Origin of the sequence: Rheinheimera hassiensis (assembly GCF_022436675.1) — a bacterium.
In the GTDB taxonomy this organism is placed as follows: domain Bacteria; phylum Pseudomonadota; class Gammaproteobacteria; order Enterobacterales; family Alteromonadaceae; genus Alishewanella; species Alishewanella hassiensis.
Window position 1 is genome coordinate 270150 of record NZ_JAKUJZ010000002.1, and the last position, 19072, is coordinate 289221.

General features: G+C 49.5%; 18 protein-coding genes. 14 read left to right on the top strand and 4 right to left on the bottom strand.

From position 1 onward, the window contains the following. Positions 1-24 precede the first annotated feature (24 nt). The 5 genes from MJX74_RS04165 to MJX74_RS04185 all read left to right on the top strand — a co-directional run bounded on the left by MJX74_RS04165 (position 25) and on the right by MJX74_RS04185 (position 4981). The gene (locus tag MJX74_RS04165) at positions 25-753 is read left to right on the top strand and encodes an SIMPL domain-containing protein (protein WP_240221128.1); all 729 of its coding nucleotides are present in this window, start codon (positions 25-27) and stop codon (positions 751-753) included. An 86-nt stretch (positions 754-839) separates the two neighbouring features. Then, positions 840-2513, top strand: a complete 1674-nt coding sequence (locus tag MJX74_RS04170) for a M28 family metallopeptidase (protein WP_240221129.1) — start codon at positions 840-842, stop codon at positions 2511-2513. A 115-nt stretch (positions 2514-2628) separates the two neighbouring features. Beyond that, the gene (locus MJX74_RS04175) at positions 2629-3879 is read left to right on the top strand and encodes a DUF2254 domain-containing protein (protein WP_240221130.1); all 1251 of its coding nucleotides are present in this window, start codon (positions 2629-2631) and stop codon (positions 3877-3879) included. 191 nt (positions 3880-4070) lie between these two features. Further along, complete coding sequence (locus tag MJX74_RS04180; RefSeq protein ID WP_240221131.1) at positions 4071-4550, top strand: DUF4199 domain-containing protein; 480 nt, start codon at positions 4071-4073, stop codon at positions 4548-4550. A gap of 5 nt (positions 4551-4555) precedes the next feature. Beyond that, positions 4556-4981: a CBS domain-containing protein gene (locus MJX74_RS04185; protein ID WP_240221132.1), complete on the top strand. Its 426-nt coding sequence runs from the start codon at positions 4556-4558 to the stop codon at positions 4979-4981. A 144-nt stretch (positions 4982-5125) separates the two neighbouring features. Here MJX74_RS04185 and MJX74_RS04190 read toward each other — a convergent pair whose 3' ends face one another. After that, the gene (locus tag MJX74_RS04190; RefSeq protein ID WP_240221133.1) at positions 5126-6211 is read right to left on the bottom strand and encodes a fatty acid desaturase family protein; all 1086 of its coding nucleotides are present in this window, start codon (positions 6209-6211) and stop codon (positions 5126-5128) included. Between the two features lie 11 nt (positions 6212-6222). Beyond that, the gene (locus MJX74_RS04195; protein WP_240221135.1) at positions 6223-7311 is read right to left on the bottom strand and encodes a flavin reductase family protein; all 1089 of its coding nucleotides are present in this window, start codon (positions 7309-7311) and stop codon (positions 6223-6225) included. A 350-nt stretch (positions 7312-7661) separates the two neighbouring features. On the opposite strand from MJX74_RS04195, the gene MJX74_RS04200 reads away from it, so the two are divergent. Both MJX74_RS04200 and MJX74_RS04205 read left to right on the top strand, forming a co-directional pair. Further along, the gene (locus MJX74_RS04200) at positions 7662-8447 is read left to right on the top strand and encodes an AraC family transcriptional regulator (RefSeq protein WP_240221137.1); all 786 of its coding nucleotides are present in this window, start codon (positions 7662-7664) and stop codon (positions 8445-8447) included. A gap of 67 nt (positions 8448-8514) precedes the next feature. Continuing rightward, positions 8515-10032 carry a serine hydrolase gene (locus MJX74_RS04205; RefSeq protein ID WP_240221139.1) on the top strand — a complete coding sequence of 506 codons (1518 nt, stop codon included), beginning with the start codon at positions 8515-8517 and terminating at the stop codon, positions 10030-10032. A 7-nt stretch (positions 10033-10039) separates the two neighbouring features. Here MJX74_RS04205 and soxR read toward each other — a convergent pair whose 3' ends face one another. Continuing rightward, complete coding sequence (gene soxR, locus MJX74_RS04210; RefSeq protein ID WP_240221141.1) at positions 10040-10504, bottom strand: redox-sensitive transcriptional activator SoxR; 465 nt, start codon at positions 10502-10504, stop codon at positions 10040-10042. 104 nt (positions 10505-10608) lie between these two features. Here soxR and MJX74_RS04215 point away from each other — a divergent pair, with 104 nt between their 5' ends. From MJX74_RS04215 to MJX74_RS04230, 4 genes are all read left to right on the top strand, one after another. Next, positions 10609-11049: a VOC family protein gene (locus MJX74_RS04215; RefSeq protein ID WP_240221143.1), complete on the top strand. Its 441-nt coding sequence runs from the start codon at positions 10609-10611 to the stop codon at positions 11047-11049. Beyond that, on the top strand, positions 11046-11597 hold the full coding sequence (locus tag MJX74_RS04220; protein ID WP_240221145.1) for an NADPH-dependent FMN reductase: 552 nt from the start codon (positions 11046-11048) through the stop codon (positions 11595-11597). Before MJX74_RS04215 ends, MJX74_RS04220 begins: the two co-directional genes overlap by 4 nt. Before the next feature lie 70 nt (positions 11598-11667). Next, entirely contained in the window at positions 11668-12231 is a 564-nt protein-coding gene (locus MJX74_RS04225; protein ID WP_240221147.1) for a flavodoxin family protein, read from the top strand. A gap of 138 nt (positions 12232-12369) precedes the next feature. Next, the gene (locus tag MJX74_RS04230) at positions 12370-12636 is read left to right on the top strand and encodes a DksA/TraR family C4-type zinc finger protein (protein ID WP_240221149.1); all 267 of its coding nucleotides are present in this window, start codon (positions 12370-12372) and stop codon (positions 12634-12636) included. A gap of 87 nt (positions 12637-12723) precedes the next feature. Here the strand turns inward: MJX74_RS04230 and MJX74_RS04235 are convergent, their stop codons facing one another. Continuing rightward, a complete protein-coding gene (locus MJX74_RS04235) occupies positions 12724-15999 on the bottom strand; it encodes a S41 family peptidase (protein WP_240221152.1) in 3276 nt (1091 codons plus the stop codon). Positions 16000-16150: 151 nt separating this feature from the next. On the opposite strand from MJX74_RS04235, the gene MJX74_RS04240 reads away from it, so the two are divergent. The 3 genes from MJX74_RS04240 (at position 16151) to MJX74_RS04250 (ending at position 19064) form a co-directional block, all read left to right on the top strand. Next, positions 16151-16846: a tellurite resistance TerB family protein gene (locus tag MJX74_RS04240; RefSeq protein WP_240221154.1), complete on the top strand. Its 696-nt coding sequence runs from the start codon at positions 16151-16153 to the stop codon at positions 16844-16846. Between the two features lie 158 nt (positions 16847-17004). Continuing rightward, complete coding sequence (locus MJX74_RS04245; RefSeq protein ID WP_240221156.1) at positions 17005-17592, top strand: PEP-CTERM sorting domain-containing protein; 588 nt, start codon at positions 17005-17007, stop codon at positions 17590-17592. Positions 17593-17879: 287 nt separating this feature from the next. Then, on the top strand, positions 17880-19064 hold the full coding sequence (locus MJX74_RS04250) for an efflux RND transporter periplasmic adaptor subunit (protein WP_240221158.1): 1185 nt from the start codon (positions 17880-17882) through the stop codon (positions 19062-19064). Positions 19065-19072: the final 8 nt, after the last annotated feature.

Consider the following 19072-nt stretch of genomic DNA (forward strand, 5'->3'; position numbering starts at 1 on the left):
CTTTAAACAAAACACGAGGTTTATATGAAATTAGCCACTATTACTGCCGCTTTGGCATTTACGCTTACTGGTGCTGTACAGGCCAGCCCGTTACCGGATTTTCCGTTTATTAATGTTACCGGTGCTGCCAAACTGGAAGTTGCACCAGACAAAGCCCGCATTCAGTTTGTGATCCGCCAAACCGCAGATAAAGCCGATGCCGCTACTGAAGCTGTGTACAAACAGGGCCGTGATTTAATGCAGTTTCTGGCCAAGCAAGGCATTACCGAAGCCGACATTGACGCCGCCCAGATTAACAAAGAAGCGCTGTTTAAAGACTACAACGACAGAGCCATAACCGGCTACGAAGCCAGCCAGCCTATAGTGGTAACGCTGAACCAATTGACCAACTATGTTGCGGTAATGGATTACTTGTTTAAACAGCCGCAAATTTTTTCTATCAGTGGTAGTTTTGACAGCAGCCAGCGCGAACAATACGAGCAGCAGTTAAGTGAAAAAGCCGGTGCTGATGCCCGCAGCCGGGCCAATAGTTTAGCTGCGGCGCAAGGCGTTAAAATCAGTTCTGTATTTGCTATCAGTGAGGCATCAGGCTGGGGGGCTATGGCCGGTGATTTTGGTTTTGGCGCCGGCTCGGTAAGCTATGGCGCTATGCGTAAAGCCGACATGGCAGAAAGTAGCAGCAGTAACTTAATAGTGCCAAAACATATTCAGTTAGAAAAATCAGTGAATGTAATTTATAAAATTAAGCCCTGATCCAGGCTGTTTGTCTCAATGCTGTCGTGTCCGGGCCGGCAATAGGCTAAGGTAAGTACTTATCTTAGCTTATTTGAGGAAACCTGATGACACTTCAGTTCGGCCCTTTGCTGGTAACTGCGGTTACCGCCAGCCTGTTAGTGGCGTCGTGTTCAAAGCAGAATACGCCGCCACCGCCACCGGAAGAGCAACCCCTGCTACAAACCAGTTTTAACGCCAATTTCGCCGGTTATTTTCAGAAAATTGCCTCAGATGAAATGCAAGGCCGCGCCCCGGCGACTAAAGGTGAAGAAAACACCGTGCAGTATCTGGAGCAACAGTTCGCCCGCATTGGTTTAACACCGTACAGCGGTGACAGCTATCGCCAGAGCGTACCCGTGGTGCAAATAGACCCGGTTAAAGTATCGGCATTAACGCTGACCGATAACAGCGGCACCAACACTACACTGACTTATAAAACCGATATGATGGCCTGGTCTACCCGGATGTTGGGGCAAATTGATGTTGCTGACAGCGAAGTAGTGTTTGTCGGTTATGGCATAGTGGCACCGGAATATAACTGGAATGATTACGCCGGTTTAGATGTAAAAGGCAAAACCGTGGTAATGCTGGTAAATGACCCCGGCTACGCCACACAAGACCCAGAGCTGTTTACCGGCAACGCCATGACATACTACGGCCGCTGGACGTACAAATACGAAGAAGCCGCCCGCCAGGGTGCCGCTATGGCGCTGATAGTGCACGAAACCGATGCTGCCAGCTACGGCTGGAATGTGGTGGCGGGTACTTCGCCAATACGTTTTGAGCTGGCTAACGACAACAAGAACCTGCATAAAACCGAAGTAGAAGGCTGGCTATCACTGGATGCTGCCGAAAAACTGTTCGCAGCCAATGGCACTTCACTGGAGCAACTGCGTCAGCAGGCGCTGAGCAAAGATTTTAAGCCGGTACCACTTAACGCCAAAGCGGCGGTTAGTATTAGCAATAATTTGCGTGAGCTTAGCTCCAGCAATGTTATTGGCTATATCGAAGGCAGTGAAAAGCCCGATGAAGCCGTGATTTATATGGCGCACTGGGATCATTTCGGCCTGGATTTCAGCCGCCCGGACGATAAAGTATTTAACGGTGCTCAGGACAATGCCGGTGGCGTTGCCGCCTTACTGGCCCTGGCCGAGCAGTTTAAAGCCGGCCCGCCACCTAAGCGCTCAGTCGCGTTTTTAGCGGTAACGGTAGAAGAGCGCGGCCTGCTGGGTTCAGCCTGGTATGCGAATAACCCGTTATTTGCCTTAGATAAAACCGTTGCCGGTATTAATATGGATGTGATTAACGTATACGGCCCAATGCGCGATGTGATGGTGTTTGGCTATGGCAGCTCAGAGCTGGAGCCGATACTGGAAAAATACGCTAAAGCACAAAACCGTTATACTGCACCAGAGCCGACACCGCAGGATGGTTTTTACTACCGCTCAGATCACTTTAACCTGGCGAAAAAAGGCGTGCCTATGCTGTATGCCCGCGGCGGTGTAGACAGCTTTGAACATGGCAAAGACTGGGGCCTGGAGCAGCGGCGTATTTATGTGCGCGATTACTATCACAAAGTAAATGATGAGTTTGACCCCAACTGGGATTTACGCGGTGCGCAGCAGGATTTACACCTGTACTATCAGGTAGGGCACGAGTTGGCCAACAGTAATAGCTGGCCAAACTGGCATCAGGGTAAGGAGTTCCGCGCCGTGCGTGATGCGTCTTTACAGCAGTAATAACGCCAATGGCACCTGTGGGCAGTTTGCTGCAGGTGCCCCGATGGTTTGTGAAAAGTATTGTTTGTAAAACGCATTGCCGCTGAAAAGCACAACATAAAAAAAGGGCTGAATCATGGTGTCGAAGTTGGGCTGGCAGTTAGTACAGCTAGGTCGCAAGTTGTGGGTACGTACCGTGGCTTTTGCTGTGCTGGCACTGTTTTCAGCGTTAGTTGCTGTGCTGGTTCAGGATTATATACCAGAAGCGCTGTCGGACATTATCGGCGCCGGTGCTGCTGGAAATATCCTTAATATACTGGCCTCCAGTATGCTTACTGTTACCACCTTCTCACTCAGTGTAATGGTGGCGGCGTATAGTGCATCCAGTAAAGATGTATCGCCGCGTGCGACCCGTTTGTTAATGGAAGACAGCACCACACAAAATGCACTGGCAACTTTTGTTGGTTCGTTTTTATTCAGCATTGTCAGCATTATTTTGCTTAATACCGAAGTGTATAATCAACGTGGCCGGGTGGTGCTGTTTCTGGCTACTATTTTAGTGATTGTGCTGATTGTTGTGATGATCCTGATTTGGATCAGTCATTTATCCAGCCTGGGTCGGGTAGGCGAAACCGCCGGTAAAGTGGAAGATCAGGCTTATGCTGCGTTAAAACGGCACAATAAATATCCCTGGATGCAAGCACAGCCGCTACAGAGTTTGCAGCAGATCCCAAAGGATGCCAAACCTGTGCTGACAAATACCATCGGCTATTTACAGCTTATTGATATTAAAGCCATTAATAAGTGGGCAGCAGAAAACAACTGCCAAGCCTATGTGGCAGTGCGCCCCGGCGTATTTGTTGAACCCTGCCGGCCACTGCTGTGGCTTAGCCCGGCACCGGCAGATACCAGCTCGGTACCGCTGGATGCGTTTTGCATCAGTAACTACCGCACTTTTGATCAGGACCCGCGTTTTGGTTTGCTGGTACTGGCTGAAATTGCCTCTAAAGCCTTATCACCGGCGATTAATGATCCCGGTACTGCCATCGAAATTATTGGCCGGGGTATGCGGGTGTTAAGTAACTGGCAGGCCCCATCGATGGATAACGCAACGATACAATATCCGCAGGTATCGGTGTTACCGCTGTCACTCACCGATTTATTTGATGATTTTTACACCCCGATTGCGCGTGATGGCGCCGCTATGCTGGAAGTGCAAATTCGCCTGCAAAAAAGCCTGCTGGCATTGGCCGGGCAGCGGGCAGAGTTTCGCCCGCATACACAACGCCATTCGGCAGCCGCGCTGGCCCGTGCTGAACATGCAATGGCCTACAGCGAAGATATTAAAACGTTAAAAGCGCTGCACCAGCAGCTGTGCGATAGCTAGCGCCATAACTCATTCCGCATTTAGCGCCACAGCCGTAAAGCGCCGCCAGCCAATGCTGTATTGCCTGTTGCATAAGCTGTACCTTTGTCTGCTGCCGGTTTTAAGTATAGGTATGTCAGTGAAAACAGCTGGTAAAGCGAGTTAAAAACGCTATAGTTTTGGTACGTCTAAGCTAACAAGAACAATACGTTATGCAAAAATATCTGACGGAAATACGCTGGGGCATTATTTTTACCGCTGTGATGCTGCTGTGGATATGGGCCGAGCAGTTGACAGGCCTGCATGGCCGGCATATTGCGCAGCACGCCACCTACACGAATTTATTCGCTATACCGGCAATACTGGTTTATGTGCTGGCGCTTAGGCAAAAAAAGCAGCGCGATTATAATGGCATTATGAGCTGGAAGCAGGGCATGCAAGCGGGGTTGCTGATTACCTTAGTGGTGGTATTGTTAAGCCCGGCTGCGCAGTGGCTTGCGCATATGGTTATTAGCCCGAACTATTTCCTCAACATGCAGGCCTATGTTGTAACACAAGGCATGATGACGACGGAGCAGGCTTTAGAGTACTTTAGTTTAACTAACTATATGCTGCAAAGTGTAATCGGCGCCGCCATTATGGGCGTGCTTACCTCGGTGATAGTGGCGTTTTTTCTGCGTAGTAAAGGTTAACCCTGATGTTGAATGTCGCTCAATTAATGAGTACCAAACCGGTGAGCGTATCGCCGGACGATACCTTATCGGTGGTAAAACAGATTTTTGATAACGTTAAATTTCACCATGTGCTGGTGGTGGAAAAAGGCATTTTGCTGGGAGTGTTGTCTGATCGTGATTTATTTAAAGCTTTAAGCCCGCATATTGGTACCGCTGCAGAAACACCGCGCGACTTAGCTACATTAAATAAAAAAGTGCATCAGGTTATGCTGCGAAAGCCGGTTACTTTGCAGCCACAGGCGAAAATAATGGACGCTATTCATCTGTTTAACACCGAAGGCGTATCCTGTATTCCTGTGGTAGACAGCCAAAACCGGCCGCAGGGTATTTTAAGCTGGCGCGATATTATCCGCACGCTGGACCGCACCGATAAGCGCACTGCGCAGTAACTGCTTGTTGGGGGTAGCCAGATTTCTGGTGAGGGAACCAATTTGCTCTAAGCTAACCGTTGCAGGCCAGGATGGCCGAATCGAGCCCCCATGGATGGGTTTACGGCGTGTTAGCGTGGGCAAACTGGTTTCCGCCACACCGAACTACAATGCCTTTACTGCTTTATCACCGCCCGGCAGTGAATAGCGCATAATGCGTAAAAACACCGTGCTGTATTGGCGCACAAAGCTGCCGGTATTGTATGGAATAGCATATTTTGCCGCTATTGCCTGCACCTGCTTTGCCATAGCAGGGTAGTGCCGTGCCGGGATATCAGGGAATAAATGGTGCTCTATCTGGCAGCTTAAATGGCCGGTTAAAATATGCAGCCAGGTAGGGCCGGTAAAATTAGACGAACCCAGCATTTGCCGATAGTACCACTGGCCACGGCTTTCGCCCTCGCACTCTGTAGCATTAAAGGCATACACCTCTTTGGTAAAGTGGCCGCAAAAAATCACTGTGGATGTCCACAAATTGCGGATTAAATTCGCCAGCAAGTTACCGCACAATACCCACAACCACATGGGCCCGGCGATAAGCGGGAAAAATACATAGTCTTTAACCAACTGCCGCGCACCTTTGCCAAAAAACGCTTTTTTCAGTTCGCTGTCGCTAACCTGAGTGTGGCGATCGGCCTTCTTTTTACCGGCAAAAACGCGCTGCGCTGCCAGTTCGTGATACGACACGCCCCATTGGAATAACATGCTTAGCAGCAGGTAAGTGCCACCTTGCCACAGGTTACGCAGCCGCCAGCGAAAATCATTACTTAAGCGCAGCAGGCCGTAACCAAAGTCGCGGTCTTTGCCGATAATATTAGTGTAAGTGTGGTGCTCAAAGTTGTGTGTGCGCTGCCATGAGCCAGCATCGCAGGCAATATCCCACTCGTAACGTTTGGAATGCAGCACCGGGTCATTCATCCAGTCATATTGACCATGCAGCACATTGTGGCCAATTTCCATATTGTCGAGAATTTTTGCCAGCGCTAACAGCAGCACACCTGCCAGCCAGAGCCAGGGCGTAATAAAGCCCAGCACCAGTAAAATACGACCGCTGAGTGCGCTTAAGCGTTGTACCAGCAATACACGGCGGATATAGCGTGCATCGGTATCACCCAATTGCGTCTGCACCTGCTGTTTTATATTATCCAGCTCTTGCTCAAGCGCGGTAAATTGTTCGGTGGTTAGTTTCATAAAAAGTCCTGTTACAGCTTAATCACTAATTCGGTTACCGGTTGGCTGACACACAGCTGAATTTGTTCGGCGCCGTGGCCGCTTAGAGCACCGCTGCGGATATCACGCACCTGGCCTGACACTTTGTCGCACACGCATTGAAAACACACGCCCATACGACAGCCAAAACGCGGCGCTAAACCATGCTGCTCGGCGTTTTGTAATAAGCTCTGCTGTGGGTTTAGCGTAACCTGGGTGCTGATGCCAGCGCGGATAAAGCTGGCGCTTAACTGCAGGCCAGCCGCCATGTGTTCTGCAGGCGCTGCTATAGCTAAGCCAAACTGCTCTTGCCGGATCTGCGCTGCACTTACGCCGCTATTAGTAAGCGCCGTGCGTATCTGCTGCATAAAACCCGCCGGGCCACACAGATAAAACTGCTTGCTGCTGTTAGTCATCAGCTGTTGTTGCAGGGTTTCAGCAGGCTCGGTGCGGCTGTCAGATAACGTTAAGGTAAATAGTGGTTGGCGTGCTGCCAGCTGTGTCAGCTCGCTAAGCAAGGCGGCGTTTTCACTGCCGCGACAGCGATAAAACAAGCTTACCGGCGCTAACCAGTGGCGCTGGCTTAACAGCATGGCAGCAACGGGCGTTATGCCAGATCCTGCGGCCACAAATACTGCGGCCGTGGCCGGTTGTTGCCAGTAAAAATCGCCCTGCGCTTTGCTGATATTGACCACAGCACCATTTTTCAGCTGATTTAATAACGGCGTAAATTCACCGGCGCGGTTAATTTTGCAACACAGCTGTATGTGTTGCTGGCTTTGCCACAGGCTAAGTGGCGAGCAAATACTAAAAGGCCGGCTGATATAGCGGCCATTGTGCTGCAGTGTTAATAACACATGTTGCCCCGGCACAAAGCCTGGCCAGCGGCCTGACACGTTAAAGCTAAGCTGCAGCATATCTGCCGTTTGCCATTGCCGGCACAGCAGGCTGGCACGGTATTGGCCAGGTAAAAAGCCCGATGCTAAGCGCTGCAATAGCGGCAGAAAGTACAGCGTTAACGAGCTCTGGTTGCCCAGCATTAAACAAAAGTTACGCCAAAGGCGGGATAAAAATGGCTTCACTACGGGATCACGCTATTAGTTTATTTCAGCGTACAGTTGTACACTAAAATGGCTGGTTTGGCCAGTTCGTAGTGGCGGTGCTTGGTGTTTATTGGATTAAGTTACTGAATATGATTAGTTAATTTTTTTAATTTGTGATGCTAAAGAATTTTTTCAGCGAACGATTGTGCGCTGTGGTTGTTATCCGTTGTATGCTGAAGGTGTTGGGTTTAGCTTAAAACCGCCCCAACTATTACAACTGCTTAGCTAGCGATTTAGTCTTGGCAGCAAAACAACTTGATTGCAATGGCCACCCGGTTTAGCGTATCAACAGAGTTGACAGGGGGCCGGTAGTACTTAAGGTATAAAAAATGCAAACAGTACAACATTGCAAAGTGTTATTTGAGGATCATTCATTGCGGGTGATATCAAAACGTTACGCTGCTTCCACCATTTTTAAACCACACTATGATAAGCAGTCACGTATTACCTTAACACTTAACGGCGCAGTAGCAGAAGATGTTGCGCAGCAGTCGGCGGTGGTGATGTCGGGTGACATCCTGTTGAAGTCATATCAGACGCGCCATGAAAACCGCTATTGCGCGGCGGGTGCCACCCATATCACCATTGAACCGCAAATGCATGGTGACGACGGTCTACATGACAAAGTGGATATAATTGGCTGGCAGTTGCAAAAGGGAAACCTGGCTTTATTACATACTGCAGCAGCTATTGACGCTGCAGTGGCGGGCAACGGTGCTGCACTGCACGTCACCATCGGCGATATCTGTGCTGCTGCCGTGGGCATGTTACAACGGCGGCCTAAGCCACCGGCCTGGCTTAATCTGTTAAAAGCACAGATAGAGGAGACGGGGCTGGTTGGGATCAACATATCAGATTACGCCAGCTCAGTTGGAGTGCATCCGGCACATATATCCAGGTTATTTCATAGTTGTTTTGGTACTTCTATCACCCTGTTTGCGCAGTCTCATGCCGTTAAGCGGGCACTACAACTGCTGCTAACTCAAACCAGTCTGGCGGACATTGCAGTTGCGGTGGGATTTTATGATCAAAGCCATATGTGCAGGGTGTTTCGCCGTGCAACGGGCCATACGCCCGGCTATTATCAGCGTCTATGGTTGCAGGCTGACTGTTAAGATCGTCCTATACCCTGGGGATAAAACTGGCATTATTACGACCTGATCATGCCTAAAAGGAAGAGTTATGTTTCAATTCGGTCGCCTTATTGTACCCTGCTTGATGATATCTTTGCTGTCAGCCTGTAGCTATAAATCGTCAGCGCAGCCTAAACAGCTAATGGTTGCGTCAGAAGTGGATACGTTGATAAATAGTTTTCTGGCGCAAACTGGTGTATCTGTTGGGGTTGGGGTGGCAATTTATACGCCTGAAGGAGTTTATGTTCAGGGCTTCGGTCAGGCCAATGTCAGCGGCGAAGCAGTAAAACCGGATACTGCATTCTATATTGCTTCTTCAACCAAGTCGTTTGTGGCGCTGAGTATGAACAACCAGCACCAGCAAGGCAAAATTAATCTCGATAGCAGCTTAGCCACCTTTGCACCTCAAGTTCCATGGCCAGCGGCTATTAAGCCGGAGCAGGTAACATTAAGATCACTGCTGGCGCATACCTCGGGCATAAAAAATGATGCCATTGCTATTCGTAGTGCTTATACCGGCGATTCTACCCCTGAGGTGTTATGGCAACTTTTGCAGACATCTTCAGTTAATACCAATGCACCACTGGGCACATTCAAATACACCAACACGGGTTATAACATCCTGACGACACTGACTGATAAACAGCTGGCAACCCACTGGCAGCAGCTTATTACGGCAGAAATTATCCAGCCCGCAGGTATGACACATACAACAGCCTATATGTCGGAAGCCGTAGCCGCAGGCTGGTCAATTGCCAGCCCCTTTTTGCTAACGCCAGATGGTAAGTCGGTACAAGCGTTGGCATTAGATAAGCAGGACAATACCATGCACTCCGCTGGAGGTATGCTAATGAGCTCCGCTGATGCTCTGTTATGGCTGGAGCTGATGATTAGGGAGGGCTGCGTCGGTAGTAAGCAAATATTGCCAGCCGCTGTTGTCCGGCAAACCCGTTTGCCATTGGCCAGCGTGGACCAGACATTTGGCGATTACCAACGTGAGGATTATGGACTTGGTTGGTATATTGCCCGTTACTCCGGACAGCCTATGTTACAGCATTTTGGCAGTTTCTCAGGCTTTCGGTCTCATGTTTCTTACCTGCCAGAGCGTGAGGTCGGTGTGGCTGTATTTACCAATGAGGCTTTGGTCGGCTCTTTCCTGCCAGACGCGATTGCCAACTTTGTTTACGACAAGCTTGCAGGCTCGTCCCTCGGTGCTACCGAACGTGCTACACAACTGACACAACAATTTCAAAAGCTGGCAGCGGGTTATGTCAAATCACAGCAGGCTATGGCAGAACGAAAATGGGCGCTTACTTTACCGGTAGAGCATTATGCTGGGCGTTATGTTCACCCTCAGTTAGGTACCTTGTTTATTGATGCAGATGGCAACGTTTTAACAGCAAGGATTGGGTTGTTACAAGGTGTTGCCACAGCTTATCCGCAGGCAGATACAATACGGTTAGCGCTAATACCACCAGGCGGAGAGCTCGTTACCTTTGAATTAGAAAACAGAGCCGTGATCAGCGCTACACTGTTCGATATGCAGTTTGAAAAACAACAGAACTAACACGGATTTATTGCTCTGCCTGCTCCAGGATCACCGGCCCGGTACCTTGCGCTCCCAGCCTGTCTTGCGGATTATACAACGGGCATTTGGTCATGCTCAGGCAGCCACAGCCAATGCAGCCGGTCATGTAATCGCGCAATTTTTGCAGGTAAGCAATCCGCGCATCCAGCATTTGCTGCCAGTTGGTTGATAACAGCTGCCAGTCTTCCACGGTGGGCGTGCGGCTATCGGGCAGGGACAAAAATGCCTGCTTTACCTCTTCCAGGCTAATGCCAACTTTTTGCGCCGCTTTAATCACCGAAATGCGCCGCAGCACCTCTGGCTTGTAACGGCGCTGGTTGCCGTCGTTGCGCCAGCTTTTAATCAGGCCTTTTTGCTCGTAAAAGTGCAGTGTACTTACCTTAACGCCACAACGCTTTGCCACGCGCCCGACACTCCAGGTCGCTTCTGTCGTCTTGCTTATTTCAATCATAGAGTGCCCCGGTATATTTTTTAATTGAATATCAAAAAAGTGCTTTACCTTAACTTAGGTTAAGGTTTTAACCTGCCGGTCGACTTAATGCAAGGAGACAAACTATGTATTTAGAACACGTTAACCTGGTAGTGGCGGATATTGACGCCATGCTGCATTTTTACCGCGCTGCTTTTCCACACTGGCATATCCGTGATGAGGGGCGGGGCGAATGGTATGGCAAGCCACGCAAATGGCTGCACTTTGGCGACGATTATCATTATTTAGCGCTAAGCGATCACGGCGAAGGCGAAAACCGCGAGCTGGCGGGGCATAGCGTTGGTTTTGCCCATTTTGCCTATGTTACTAACAACCTGAATGCCGTTATCGCCCGGCTGAATACCGCAGGTTTCGCCATTGCCAAGCCGGGTGCAGACGATCCTTACCGTAAAAACGTCTATTTCGTTGACCCGGCCGGGTTTGAAGTGGAGTTTGTTGAGTATTTAAGTGATATACCGGCCGAGCGCAATTTAAACCAGGAAAAAGCACGTAAGGAGGCACTATGAGAATTCTTGCTTTTGCTGCCAGTAATAATCCGCAATCGATTAACCAACAACTGGCGCTTAGTGTGGCGCGGTTGCTGCCGCAGGCAGAGGTTTTTAGCTTAAATATTGATGATTACGAGCTACCCATTTATAGCGAGCAGCGCGAGGCCGAGCTGGGTGCGCCGGCAAAAGTAACGGCGTTTTTGCAGCAAATAGCAGAGGCCGACGGCATTATCGTGTCTTTTGCTGAACATAACGGCACTTTTACTGCGGCATTTAAAAACTTGTATGACTGGGCCTCGCGCAGCCAACGGCATATCTTTCAGCATAAACCGGCCTTGTTTTTAGCGGCAGCGCCGGGGCCGGGTGGCGCTCAAAGTGTGCTGCAAGCGGCGGTGCAAGCTGCGCCGTTTATGGGCGCTAAGCTTACCGGTACAGTGTCAGTACCCAACTTTCATCAGGTGTTTGATGCACAGTACCAGCAGGTGAAGCACACGGCGCTGTTTTTGCAACTGCAGCAAGCGGCCCTGACGTTACACCAGCATATTATGCAAAGCAAAGCCGCTTAACTGCGGCTTTTTAAATTACATAATTGAAAGATATAGCCTTGATCAGGATGGCAGTGATAAGGAGAGTTAAGTGATAAAAGTCGCAGTGGTATTTCACTCAGCCAGTGGCAGCACCAGGCAATTGGCCAAAGCGGTAGCTGCCGGCACACTTTCAGTGCAGGGCGTCGCTGTGATTCAGGCCGAAATTATCGGCACCGATATTAGCGCAGGGCGGTTTCGCAATAACCGATTGCTTGAACAATTAGACAGGGCGGATGCAATAGTATTTGGCTCACCCACTTATATGGGTTCTGTATCGGCGCAGTTTAAAGCCTTTGCCGATGCCACCAGCGAGCGCTGGGAAACGCAATTATGGGCCAATAAAATTGCCGCTGGCTTTACCATAGGCAGCAACTTTAGCGGTGATCAGCTGCATACTCTGCAGTACCTGCAAGTGTTTGCTAATCAGCATGGCATGCTATGGGCCGGGCTGGATATTCCCGGCAACCAGGACGGCGGCGGGCTTAACCGGCTGGGGGCGCAATCCGGCGTTATCGCCCAATCAGCAGACGGGGTGTTACACGAAACCGATTTACTTACCGCGCAATACTTAGGCCAGCGTGTAGCGCAAGTCAGCAAAAAATTTGCCGGGTAAAGGTGCTGGGCAAACGTATTGATGTGTTGAATTCGTCGGCCACGGCACATACTTACGTTATAGCTAATGCTAGTTTTTTATTTTGGGTGTAGTGAATCACACTTAACTGCATTGCCCCCTTAAAGATTGGAGATTGTTATGGCAGGTGGTTGGTCACGGGATGGCGCCATTCAGGATCAAATAGACGCCAGCGTTGACGAAGCTGTGCAGCGCGCACGCAGCCGATTAAGTAATGGTGAAAGCGCGCTGAACTGTGAAGAATGTGATCAGGTTATTCCAGAACAACGGCGTAAGGCAATTCCCGGCGTGCAGCTTTGTGTTGCTTGTCAAACCGCACTGGAAAAGCAGGATGCGCAGTCGGGTGGTATTAATCGCCGTGGTAGTAAGGATAGTCAACTGAGATAAACTTATAAGCGTTGATTCTTACACATAAAAAAACTACATATAAAAAAACCGCTGCCCGGCAGCGGTTTTTGCGTTACATGCTAAAGGTTATAAACCCAGCTTTTTCGGCATAGCCGGGGCTTTGCTGTGATCTTTTGGCGGGTTGGCTTTTAGCTCTTTTAGCGTATGCGCTATGGCACGCTCTAACTGCACATCACGGCCTTTGTTTACCGCTATCGGATCCAGTTCTACCTCGATATCCGGTGCTACGCCTTCGTTTTCTACCCGCCACTCGCCATCTGGTGTATAGAAACGGAAGAACGGCACAACGTGGAAACCACCATCTATCATAGCGGGGTTAGTGGAAATACCAATTAAGCCACCCCAGGTGCGTGTACCGATAGTTTTACCCAATTCCAGGCGTTTAAACGCCCAGGGCAAGAAGTCACCGCCTGAACCGGCGTCCTGATCAATCAGCATGGTTTTCGGGCCGTAAATGCCGCCGCCTGGTGTGGTAAACACTAAACCATCACGGTCTTTCCAGCCAGATAAAAACTGCCGGCCAAGAATTTCAGTAATATAGTTTGCCGCCTGGCCGCCACCGTTTTTACGCTCGTCAATAATCACTGCCGGTTTATCGGTTTGTGCGAAGAACATGCGGTTAAAAAAGTAAAAACCGCCATCTGCTGTGTTAGGCAGGTAAACGTAGGCCACTTTACCATCGGTTTTTTCTGCTACCAGTTGACGGTTTTGTTCTACCCAGTGCCATAAGCGCAGCTGGCTGTCGTTGGCTACCGGCTCTACGGTAATGTTGCGGCGGTTTAATCCTTTGTCATTGTCGGCAATGCTTAGCACTACCTGTTTGCCCAGGGTGTTATCCATAAAGGCGTGGATATTGTCAGAGGCGTTAAGCTCTCTGCCGTTAACGGCCAGCAGGTAATCACCGGCTTTGGCACTGGCGCCCGGTACATTTAGCGGTGCTTTTAAGAATGGGCTCCAGCGATCGCCCTGATAGATGGTTTTAAACTGATATTTACCATTGCTTATAGCAAAATCGGCACCGAGCAAGCCAGCTTTGGTCGCGCTTTCCTGGTGTACATCGCCACCACCAATGCGGTTATGGCCAACCTGTAACTCTGCAATCATTTCTACCAGTACATCGTTTAAGTCTTCGCGCCGCTGTACATGCTTTAGCATCGGCTGGTATTTGTCATATATGGCCTGCCAGTTTATGCCGTGCATTTTTGCATCATAAAAGTACTCTTTTTGCATGCGCCAGGCGTCGTTAAAGATTTGCTGCCATTCCTGTGCAGGGTCAACAAAGCTGCGTACTTCAGCCAAACCAACCGCTTTGGCGTCTGGTTTGGCTTTGGCATCGCCTACCTGCAGTGCATTGGGCATGCTTATTAGTAGCAGCTTTTTGCCATCGTCGCTCAGGTTGTAGCTGGCCAGATTGTCTTTAACCTGTTTGGCTTCTTTCTCTTCAAAGTCAAAGCGATATAAGCTGCCATTGTTCGGACTGCGCTGAGCCGGCGGCTCATTGCTGATACCGGGTTGCGTGCGTTCTACATAAAATAGCGCACCGTCATCCGCCACGCTTAAACTGTCGTAGTTGCGCTCGGCTACCGGTAAGGCGACGATACGGTCTTGCAAACCAGAAAAATCAATTTTCACCGCTTTTACTGCTGCTTTGTCATCATCTTTATCTGTTTTGCTCTCTTTTTTATCTGCTTTGCTCTCTTTTTTATCTGCTTTTTGCAATGGCTCATCACCGGTTTTCGGTAGCAAAGGCGATTTACCATCGGCGGCCAGTACATAGGCATAAATGGCTTTACGTACTGGTCGCTCCTGGGTGGATAAATCTAATCCAACCTGAGACGGGCCTGTGTTTACTGAAGCGGTAAAGTACAAGTAATCCTGAGTAAATACCGGGTCGTCTGCGTGGCTTAAACCATCGGTAATTTGGGTAGCTTTATTGGTGTTAAAATCGAACAGCTTAATCTGGCTGAAATAGTTTGCGCCCGATACGGTGTAAGCTAAATAGCGGCTGTCGGGTGAGAACGATACATTAAAGCCGTCGCGCCGCGCTGAGGTATCCAGCTTTTGGCTGCGTTTGGTTTTAAGGTTAAACGCATACAGGTTTAAATGGTTGTCGTGATAAGCAATCAGGTTACCGTCTGGCGAGAAGCTTAGCAGGTTAAAGTAACCGCTATCTGACAACGCAAAAGTTTCTGCGGCGCTTAAGCCATCCTGTGCCTGCAGCACCAACTGGTGTTTGTTGCCAACATCAGAAATATAAGCCACTTTGCTGCCGTCGGGGCTCCACAGGCCATCAAATTCATTAACGCCACTGCTTTGCGTAAGATTACGGCTGCTGCCATCTTTTACCGGCACGGTAAACACGTCGCCGCGGGCGCTTAGCACTACACGTTGGCCGGTAGCCGACAAACGGGCACGGGTAAGAGTTTTGCTGGCGTCTTTCCACTGTGGCCGCAATTGGGCTGACTGGGTATTAATATTTACTGTTAATGGTGAGCTTTGGCCGCTGCTGATATCAAGCTTGTGCAAAAAGCCACCGGCTTCATACACTATAGTATCGCCGTGGCCTGCGGCGCTGCTTAAATCCCAGTCGGTATTGTTAGTCAGTTGCGTTACCTGTTTATCGCTGTAACGGAACAGGTTAACGGCTTTATTATCGCGATCTGACAGGAAATACACGGTATTACCCAGCCAGAATGGGTTAAATTCATTGGCGTTAGGGTGGGGGATTTTCTCCAACTGCTGTTTTTCTAAGTCGATAATCCAAACCGGTGGTGTACTGCCACCGCGGTGTAAACGCCAGCCACTGGCGCCGCTGTACGCCATATTGTTGGGTCGGTACGCCAGCTTTTTGCCGTCACTGCTTAAATCGCCCTCAAATGCTACCGCTTGCATCAACTGCTGTGGGTAGCTACCGTCAACACTTACCTGATACAACTGGTTGCTGCGGCTGTTAGCAATTTCACGGTTAGAGGCAAAAATAACGCTTTTGCCATCCGGGCTCCAGCCGTTTACGGTATCTGCGCCCGGGTGAAAGGTCAGCCGTGTGGCTGCGCCGCCGCTAACCGGCATAATGTACACATCGGTGTTATTGTCATAACTGGCAGAAAAGGCAATCCAGTTACCATCGGGAGAGAACTTCGGTGCAAATTCATTGGCTGGGTGGCTGGTTAACTGACGTGGGTTCTGGCCATTTTTATCGCTAAGCCAGATGTCGCCGCCATAAACAAAAGTAAGGTGATCTGCTGAAATATCCGGCTGATGCAGCAAGCGGGTGCCATCATTGGCAAAGGCGGAGCCGCTGGCCAGCGCACAAAACAGTGCAAGGTAACGTGGTTTAAACATGATGTATCCTTGTTATGGTTCTGATTCGAGCACAAGTAAAGCACATTGTGTTGCTGCGGCAAAACATCAGGTTGTAACAGTTAGTGTCAAAGCGGAATCTTTTTCTGCTGCGATAGTCAGATAGCTGGTATAGATTAAAGGAAGCAGAAATATGAATACAAAAGGCTTATTGGATCAGTTATTTAAGCAAGGTTCTGAGTTACTGTCTGGTAAAGGCAGCAACCCGAAAAGCGCAGCAAGTGGTTTAGGTGGCTTGCTATCCGGTAAAGGCGGTGCTGCGCTGGGCGGCGGGGCTTTAGGGCTGCTGCTTGGCAGCAAAGCTGGCCGTAAAATGGGTGGCAAAGTGCTAACGTACGGTGGGTTAGCTGCACTGGGTGTAGTAGCTTATAAGGCTTACAGCAACTGGCAGCAACAACAGGGCAATAGTGTGTCGCAGGCACAGCCGCAAACGATTGACCGCTTACCGCCACCGCAGGCCGAGCAACATAGCCACGCTATTTTGCGTGCCATTATTGGTGCAGCCAAGGCCGACGGCCATGTCGATGATAAAGAGCGCGAGCTGATTGATAACGAAATAGCCCGTTTAACCAATGATGGTGAGCTACAACACTGGTTTGATGCCGAACTGAAAAAACCGCTGGATCCGGCTGAAATAGCCCGCAGCGCTACAACGTCTGAAATGGCAGCAGAAATGTACCTGGCCAGTGTGCTGGTAGTAGATGAAGAAAACTTTATGGAGCGCAGTTACTTAACCGAGCTGGCTAACCAGCTGAAACTGCAACCGGCATTAAAAACAGAACTGGAACAACAGGCCAGGCAAGCTGCGGCGGCTGATCGTTTTTCCTAGTATTTTATCGCTTATTTTGTCAGCTTTATTTACAATATAAGCCAAGGGTTGATTTTTCTTGGCTTATATTATTGATTTTTAATAATTTATAATTGTGGCGCGATATTTGCTTAAATATGGCAGTAGTAATTCAGTAGTACATAAGAAGGATGCTGTTTATGTTGAAGAAAGCCATTGTTTCAATGTTGTTATTGTCTGTGTCATGCTTTTCCTACGCTGGCCTGATCGGTGCCGATTTCCGCGCAGATTCCGACTTACCCGATAATAGTTCACGAGGTGCTAAAAGTTACCAAAGCCTGGCTCAGGTTATTGGTGCCGGTGCTGAGTTAAACTCTGATGATTTCGTTGCTAACCCTTCAGGTTGGGGCGGTGGTGTGGTGTGGATGGATTTTGATCCGTTAAACAGTGTGCTGACATTAACTTCGCAAGACAGCTGGGACTTCCAGACATTTGATGCCTGGATGAGCAATATCGCTTTTAGCCAGCCTGGAGAGTTTATTACCGGTCTTTCTCTGCTGAGCAATAACCTGGTAACAAACGGTATTCAGCCAGTGTTGTTATACACTGCCAACAGCCTGCATATTTCTTACAGCAGCGAGTCGGTCTTTAATTTTACCGGTGGCCAGGCAACATTTTTGGTGCAAACTGCGCTGCAGCCAGCCGCTGTACCAGAGCCTGCGTCGCTGGCAATTTTTGGCCTGGCATTATTAGGTTTAGGTGTTGGCCGCAGAATGTCACGCCGTTAATTAATGCACCCGCTTATTAATAAAAAAGCCCCCGTTTTTCGGGGCTTTTTTATGCCTGGCGGTTTTACCTTATTATGGCGCTGTTTTGCATAGTTATTTCATCAAATATATACTGCAACAGCTTTTTACAAATCTTCATATTTATTCTATTCCGCTCGGTAAAAAATATGCTATTTTACTGGCGTTTAATCTTATTTCCTCTGCTTATTACATAACATTCCCGCGTGATCCTGCCGCAGCCCGTATTACTGCTTGCAGTTAAAGGCGGCCAGCTTAAAGGTACTTGTATGACAAGAACGTCATTATCTTCCGGTGCAGCTAAGTTAACAGCTGTCGTGTTTTCACTGGGCTTGCTGAGTGCCTGCTCGGAACCTTCTGTAGTGTCAGATGCCGGCGCGGGTGGCATGCCGCCAGCGACGGTAAATGTGCAAACCGTAGAATTAAAAACAGTACCGCTGCTGATAGAAAGCCCGGCTTTACTGGCAGGTTCACGCGAGGTAGAAATTCGTGCCCGGGTGTCTGGTATTTTAGAAAAACGTAATTTCACCGAGGGTGCGACGGTTAAAGCTGAACAGACATTATTCAGCCTTGATGCGGCGCCTTTTCAGGCGGCAGTTAACCGTAATAAAGCTGAACTAGCGGCGGCACAAGCACGCCGGGCGCAGGCCGAACGCACACTTAAACGGCTGGATAAACTGCGCAAAGACGGCGCAGTATCTCAGCAAAGCTATGATGATGCGTTGTCGGCATTAGATGTTGCCGGTGCAGATGTGAAAACGGCAGAGGCCATTTTGCAGCAGTCACAGTTGCAGCTGAACTATACCGAAGTGCGCTCGCCAATCAATGGCGTGGTTAGCCGTGAGCTGGTATCAGAGGGTACTTTGGTATCAGGCCCTGAGCTGCTGTTAACTCACGTTACCCAGTTAGATCCGATGTATGTGCGCTTTTCTGTAGCAGAGCGCGACCAACTGAAACTGCGCGCTGAAGCGCAAAACGGCATGGTTGATTTACCTGAACAATGGCAGGTTAAGCTGCTGCTGGCTGATGGCTCGGTGTATAACCAGGCTGGCGTGGTAGATTTTTCTGATGTCCGCATTAATACCCAAACCGGCACCAGTGAAATGAAAGCTGAAATTGCCAACCCCGATACCTTACTACGCCCTGGCCAGTTTGTGCGCATTCAACTGGAGGGCGCAGTGCGGCATAACGCCATTGTGGTGCCACAAAAAGCCGTGCTGGACAGCGGCACCGGCAAATTTGTGTATCTGTTAGCCGATGGTGAGCAGGGCGGTAAAGTGGCTTTGCCTGCGCCGGTTGAAGTTGGCGAGTGGGTAAAGCTGGATAACGGCAACGGCTGGGTAATTAAAAGCGGCCTGAAAAGTGGCGATGTGGTGATCATCGAAGGTATGGCCCGCATTTTCTTCCCCGGTATGCCGGTGCAACTGGCTGCATCAGCAGCTGACGCAGGTTAACAGGCAAG

Excerpts from the sequence above, each read along its gene's own strand:
- MJX74_RS04180 (WP_240221131.1), top strand. The coding sequence starts at position 4,071 with ATGCAAAAATATCTGACGGAAATACGCTGGGGCATTATTTTTACCGCT.
- MJX74_RS04245 (WP_240221156.1), top strand. The coding sequence starts at position 17,005 with ATGTTGAAGAAAGCCATTGTTTCAATGTTGTTATTGTCTGTGTCATGC.
- MJX74_RS04250 (WP_240221158.1), top strand. The coding sequence starts at position 17,880 with ATGACAAGAACGTCATTATCTTCCGGTGCAGCTAAGTTAACAGCTGTC.
- MJX74_RS04185 (WP_240221132.1), top strand. The coding sequence starts at position 4,556 with ATGTTGAATGTCGCTCAATTAATGAGTACCAAACCGGTGAGCGTATCG.
- MJX74_RS04200 (WP_240221137.1), top strand. The coding sequence starts at position 7,662 with ATGCAAACAGTACAACATTGCAAAGTGTTATTTGAGGATCATTCATTG.
- MJX74_RS04170 (WP_240221129.1), top strand. The coding sequence starts at position 840 with ATGACACTTCAGTTCGGCCCTTTGCTGGTAACTGCGGTTACCGCCAGC.
- MJX74_RS04230 (WP_240221149.1), top strand. The coding sequence starts at position 12,370 with ATGGCAGGTGGTTGGTCACGGGATGGCGCCATTCAGGATCAAATAGAC.
- MJX74_RS04175 (WP_240221130.1), top strand. The coding sequence starts at position 2,629 with ATGGTGTCGAAGTTGGGCTGGCAGTTAGTACAGCTAGGTCGCAAGTTG.
- MJX74_RS04165 (WP_240221128.1), top strand. The coding sequence starts at position 25 with ATGAAATTAGCCACTATTACTGCCGCTTTGGCATTTACGCTTACTGGT.
- MJX74_RS04220 (WP_240221145.1), top strand. The coding sequence starts at position 11,046 with ATGAGAATTCTTGCTTTTGCTGCCAGTAATAATCCGCAATCGATTAAC.
- MJX74_RS04205 (WP_240221139.1), top strand. The coding sequence starts at position 8,515 with ATGTTTCAATTCGGTCGCCTTATTGTACCCTGCTTGATGATATCTTTG.
- soxR (WP_240221141.1), bottom strand. The coding sequence starts at position 10,504 with ATGATTGAAATAAGCAAGACGACAGAAGCGACCTGGAGTGTCGGGCGC.
- MJX74_RS04215 (WP_240221143.1), top strand. The coding sequence starts at position 10,609 with ATGTATTTAGAACACGTTAACCTGGTAGTGGCGGATATTGACGCCATG.
- MJX74_RS04235 (WP_240221152.1), bottom strand. The coding sequence starts at position 15,999 with ATGTTTAAACCACGTTACCTTGCACTGTTTTGTGCGCTGGCCAGCGGC.
- MJX74_RS04240 (WP_240221154.1), top strand. The coding sequence starts at position 16,151 with ATGAATACAAAAGGCTTATTGGATCAGTTATTTAAGCAAGGTTCTGAG.
- MJX74_RS04190 (WP_240221133.1), bottom strand. The coding sequence starts at position 6,211 with ATGAAACTAACCACCGAACAATTTACCGCGCTTGAGCAAGAGCTGGAT.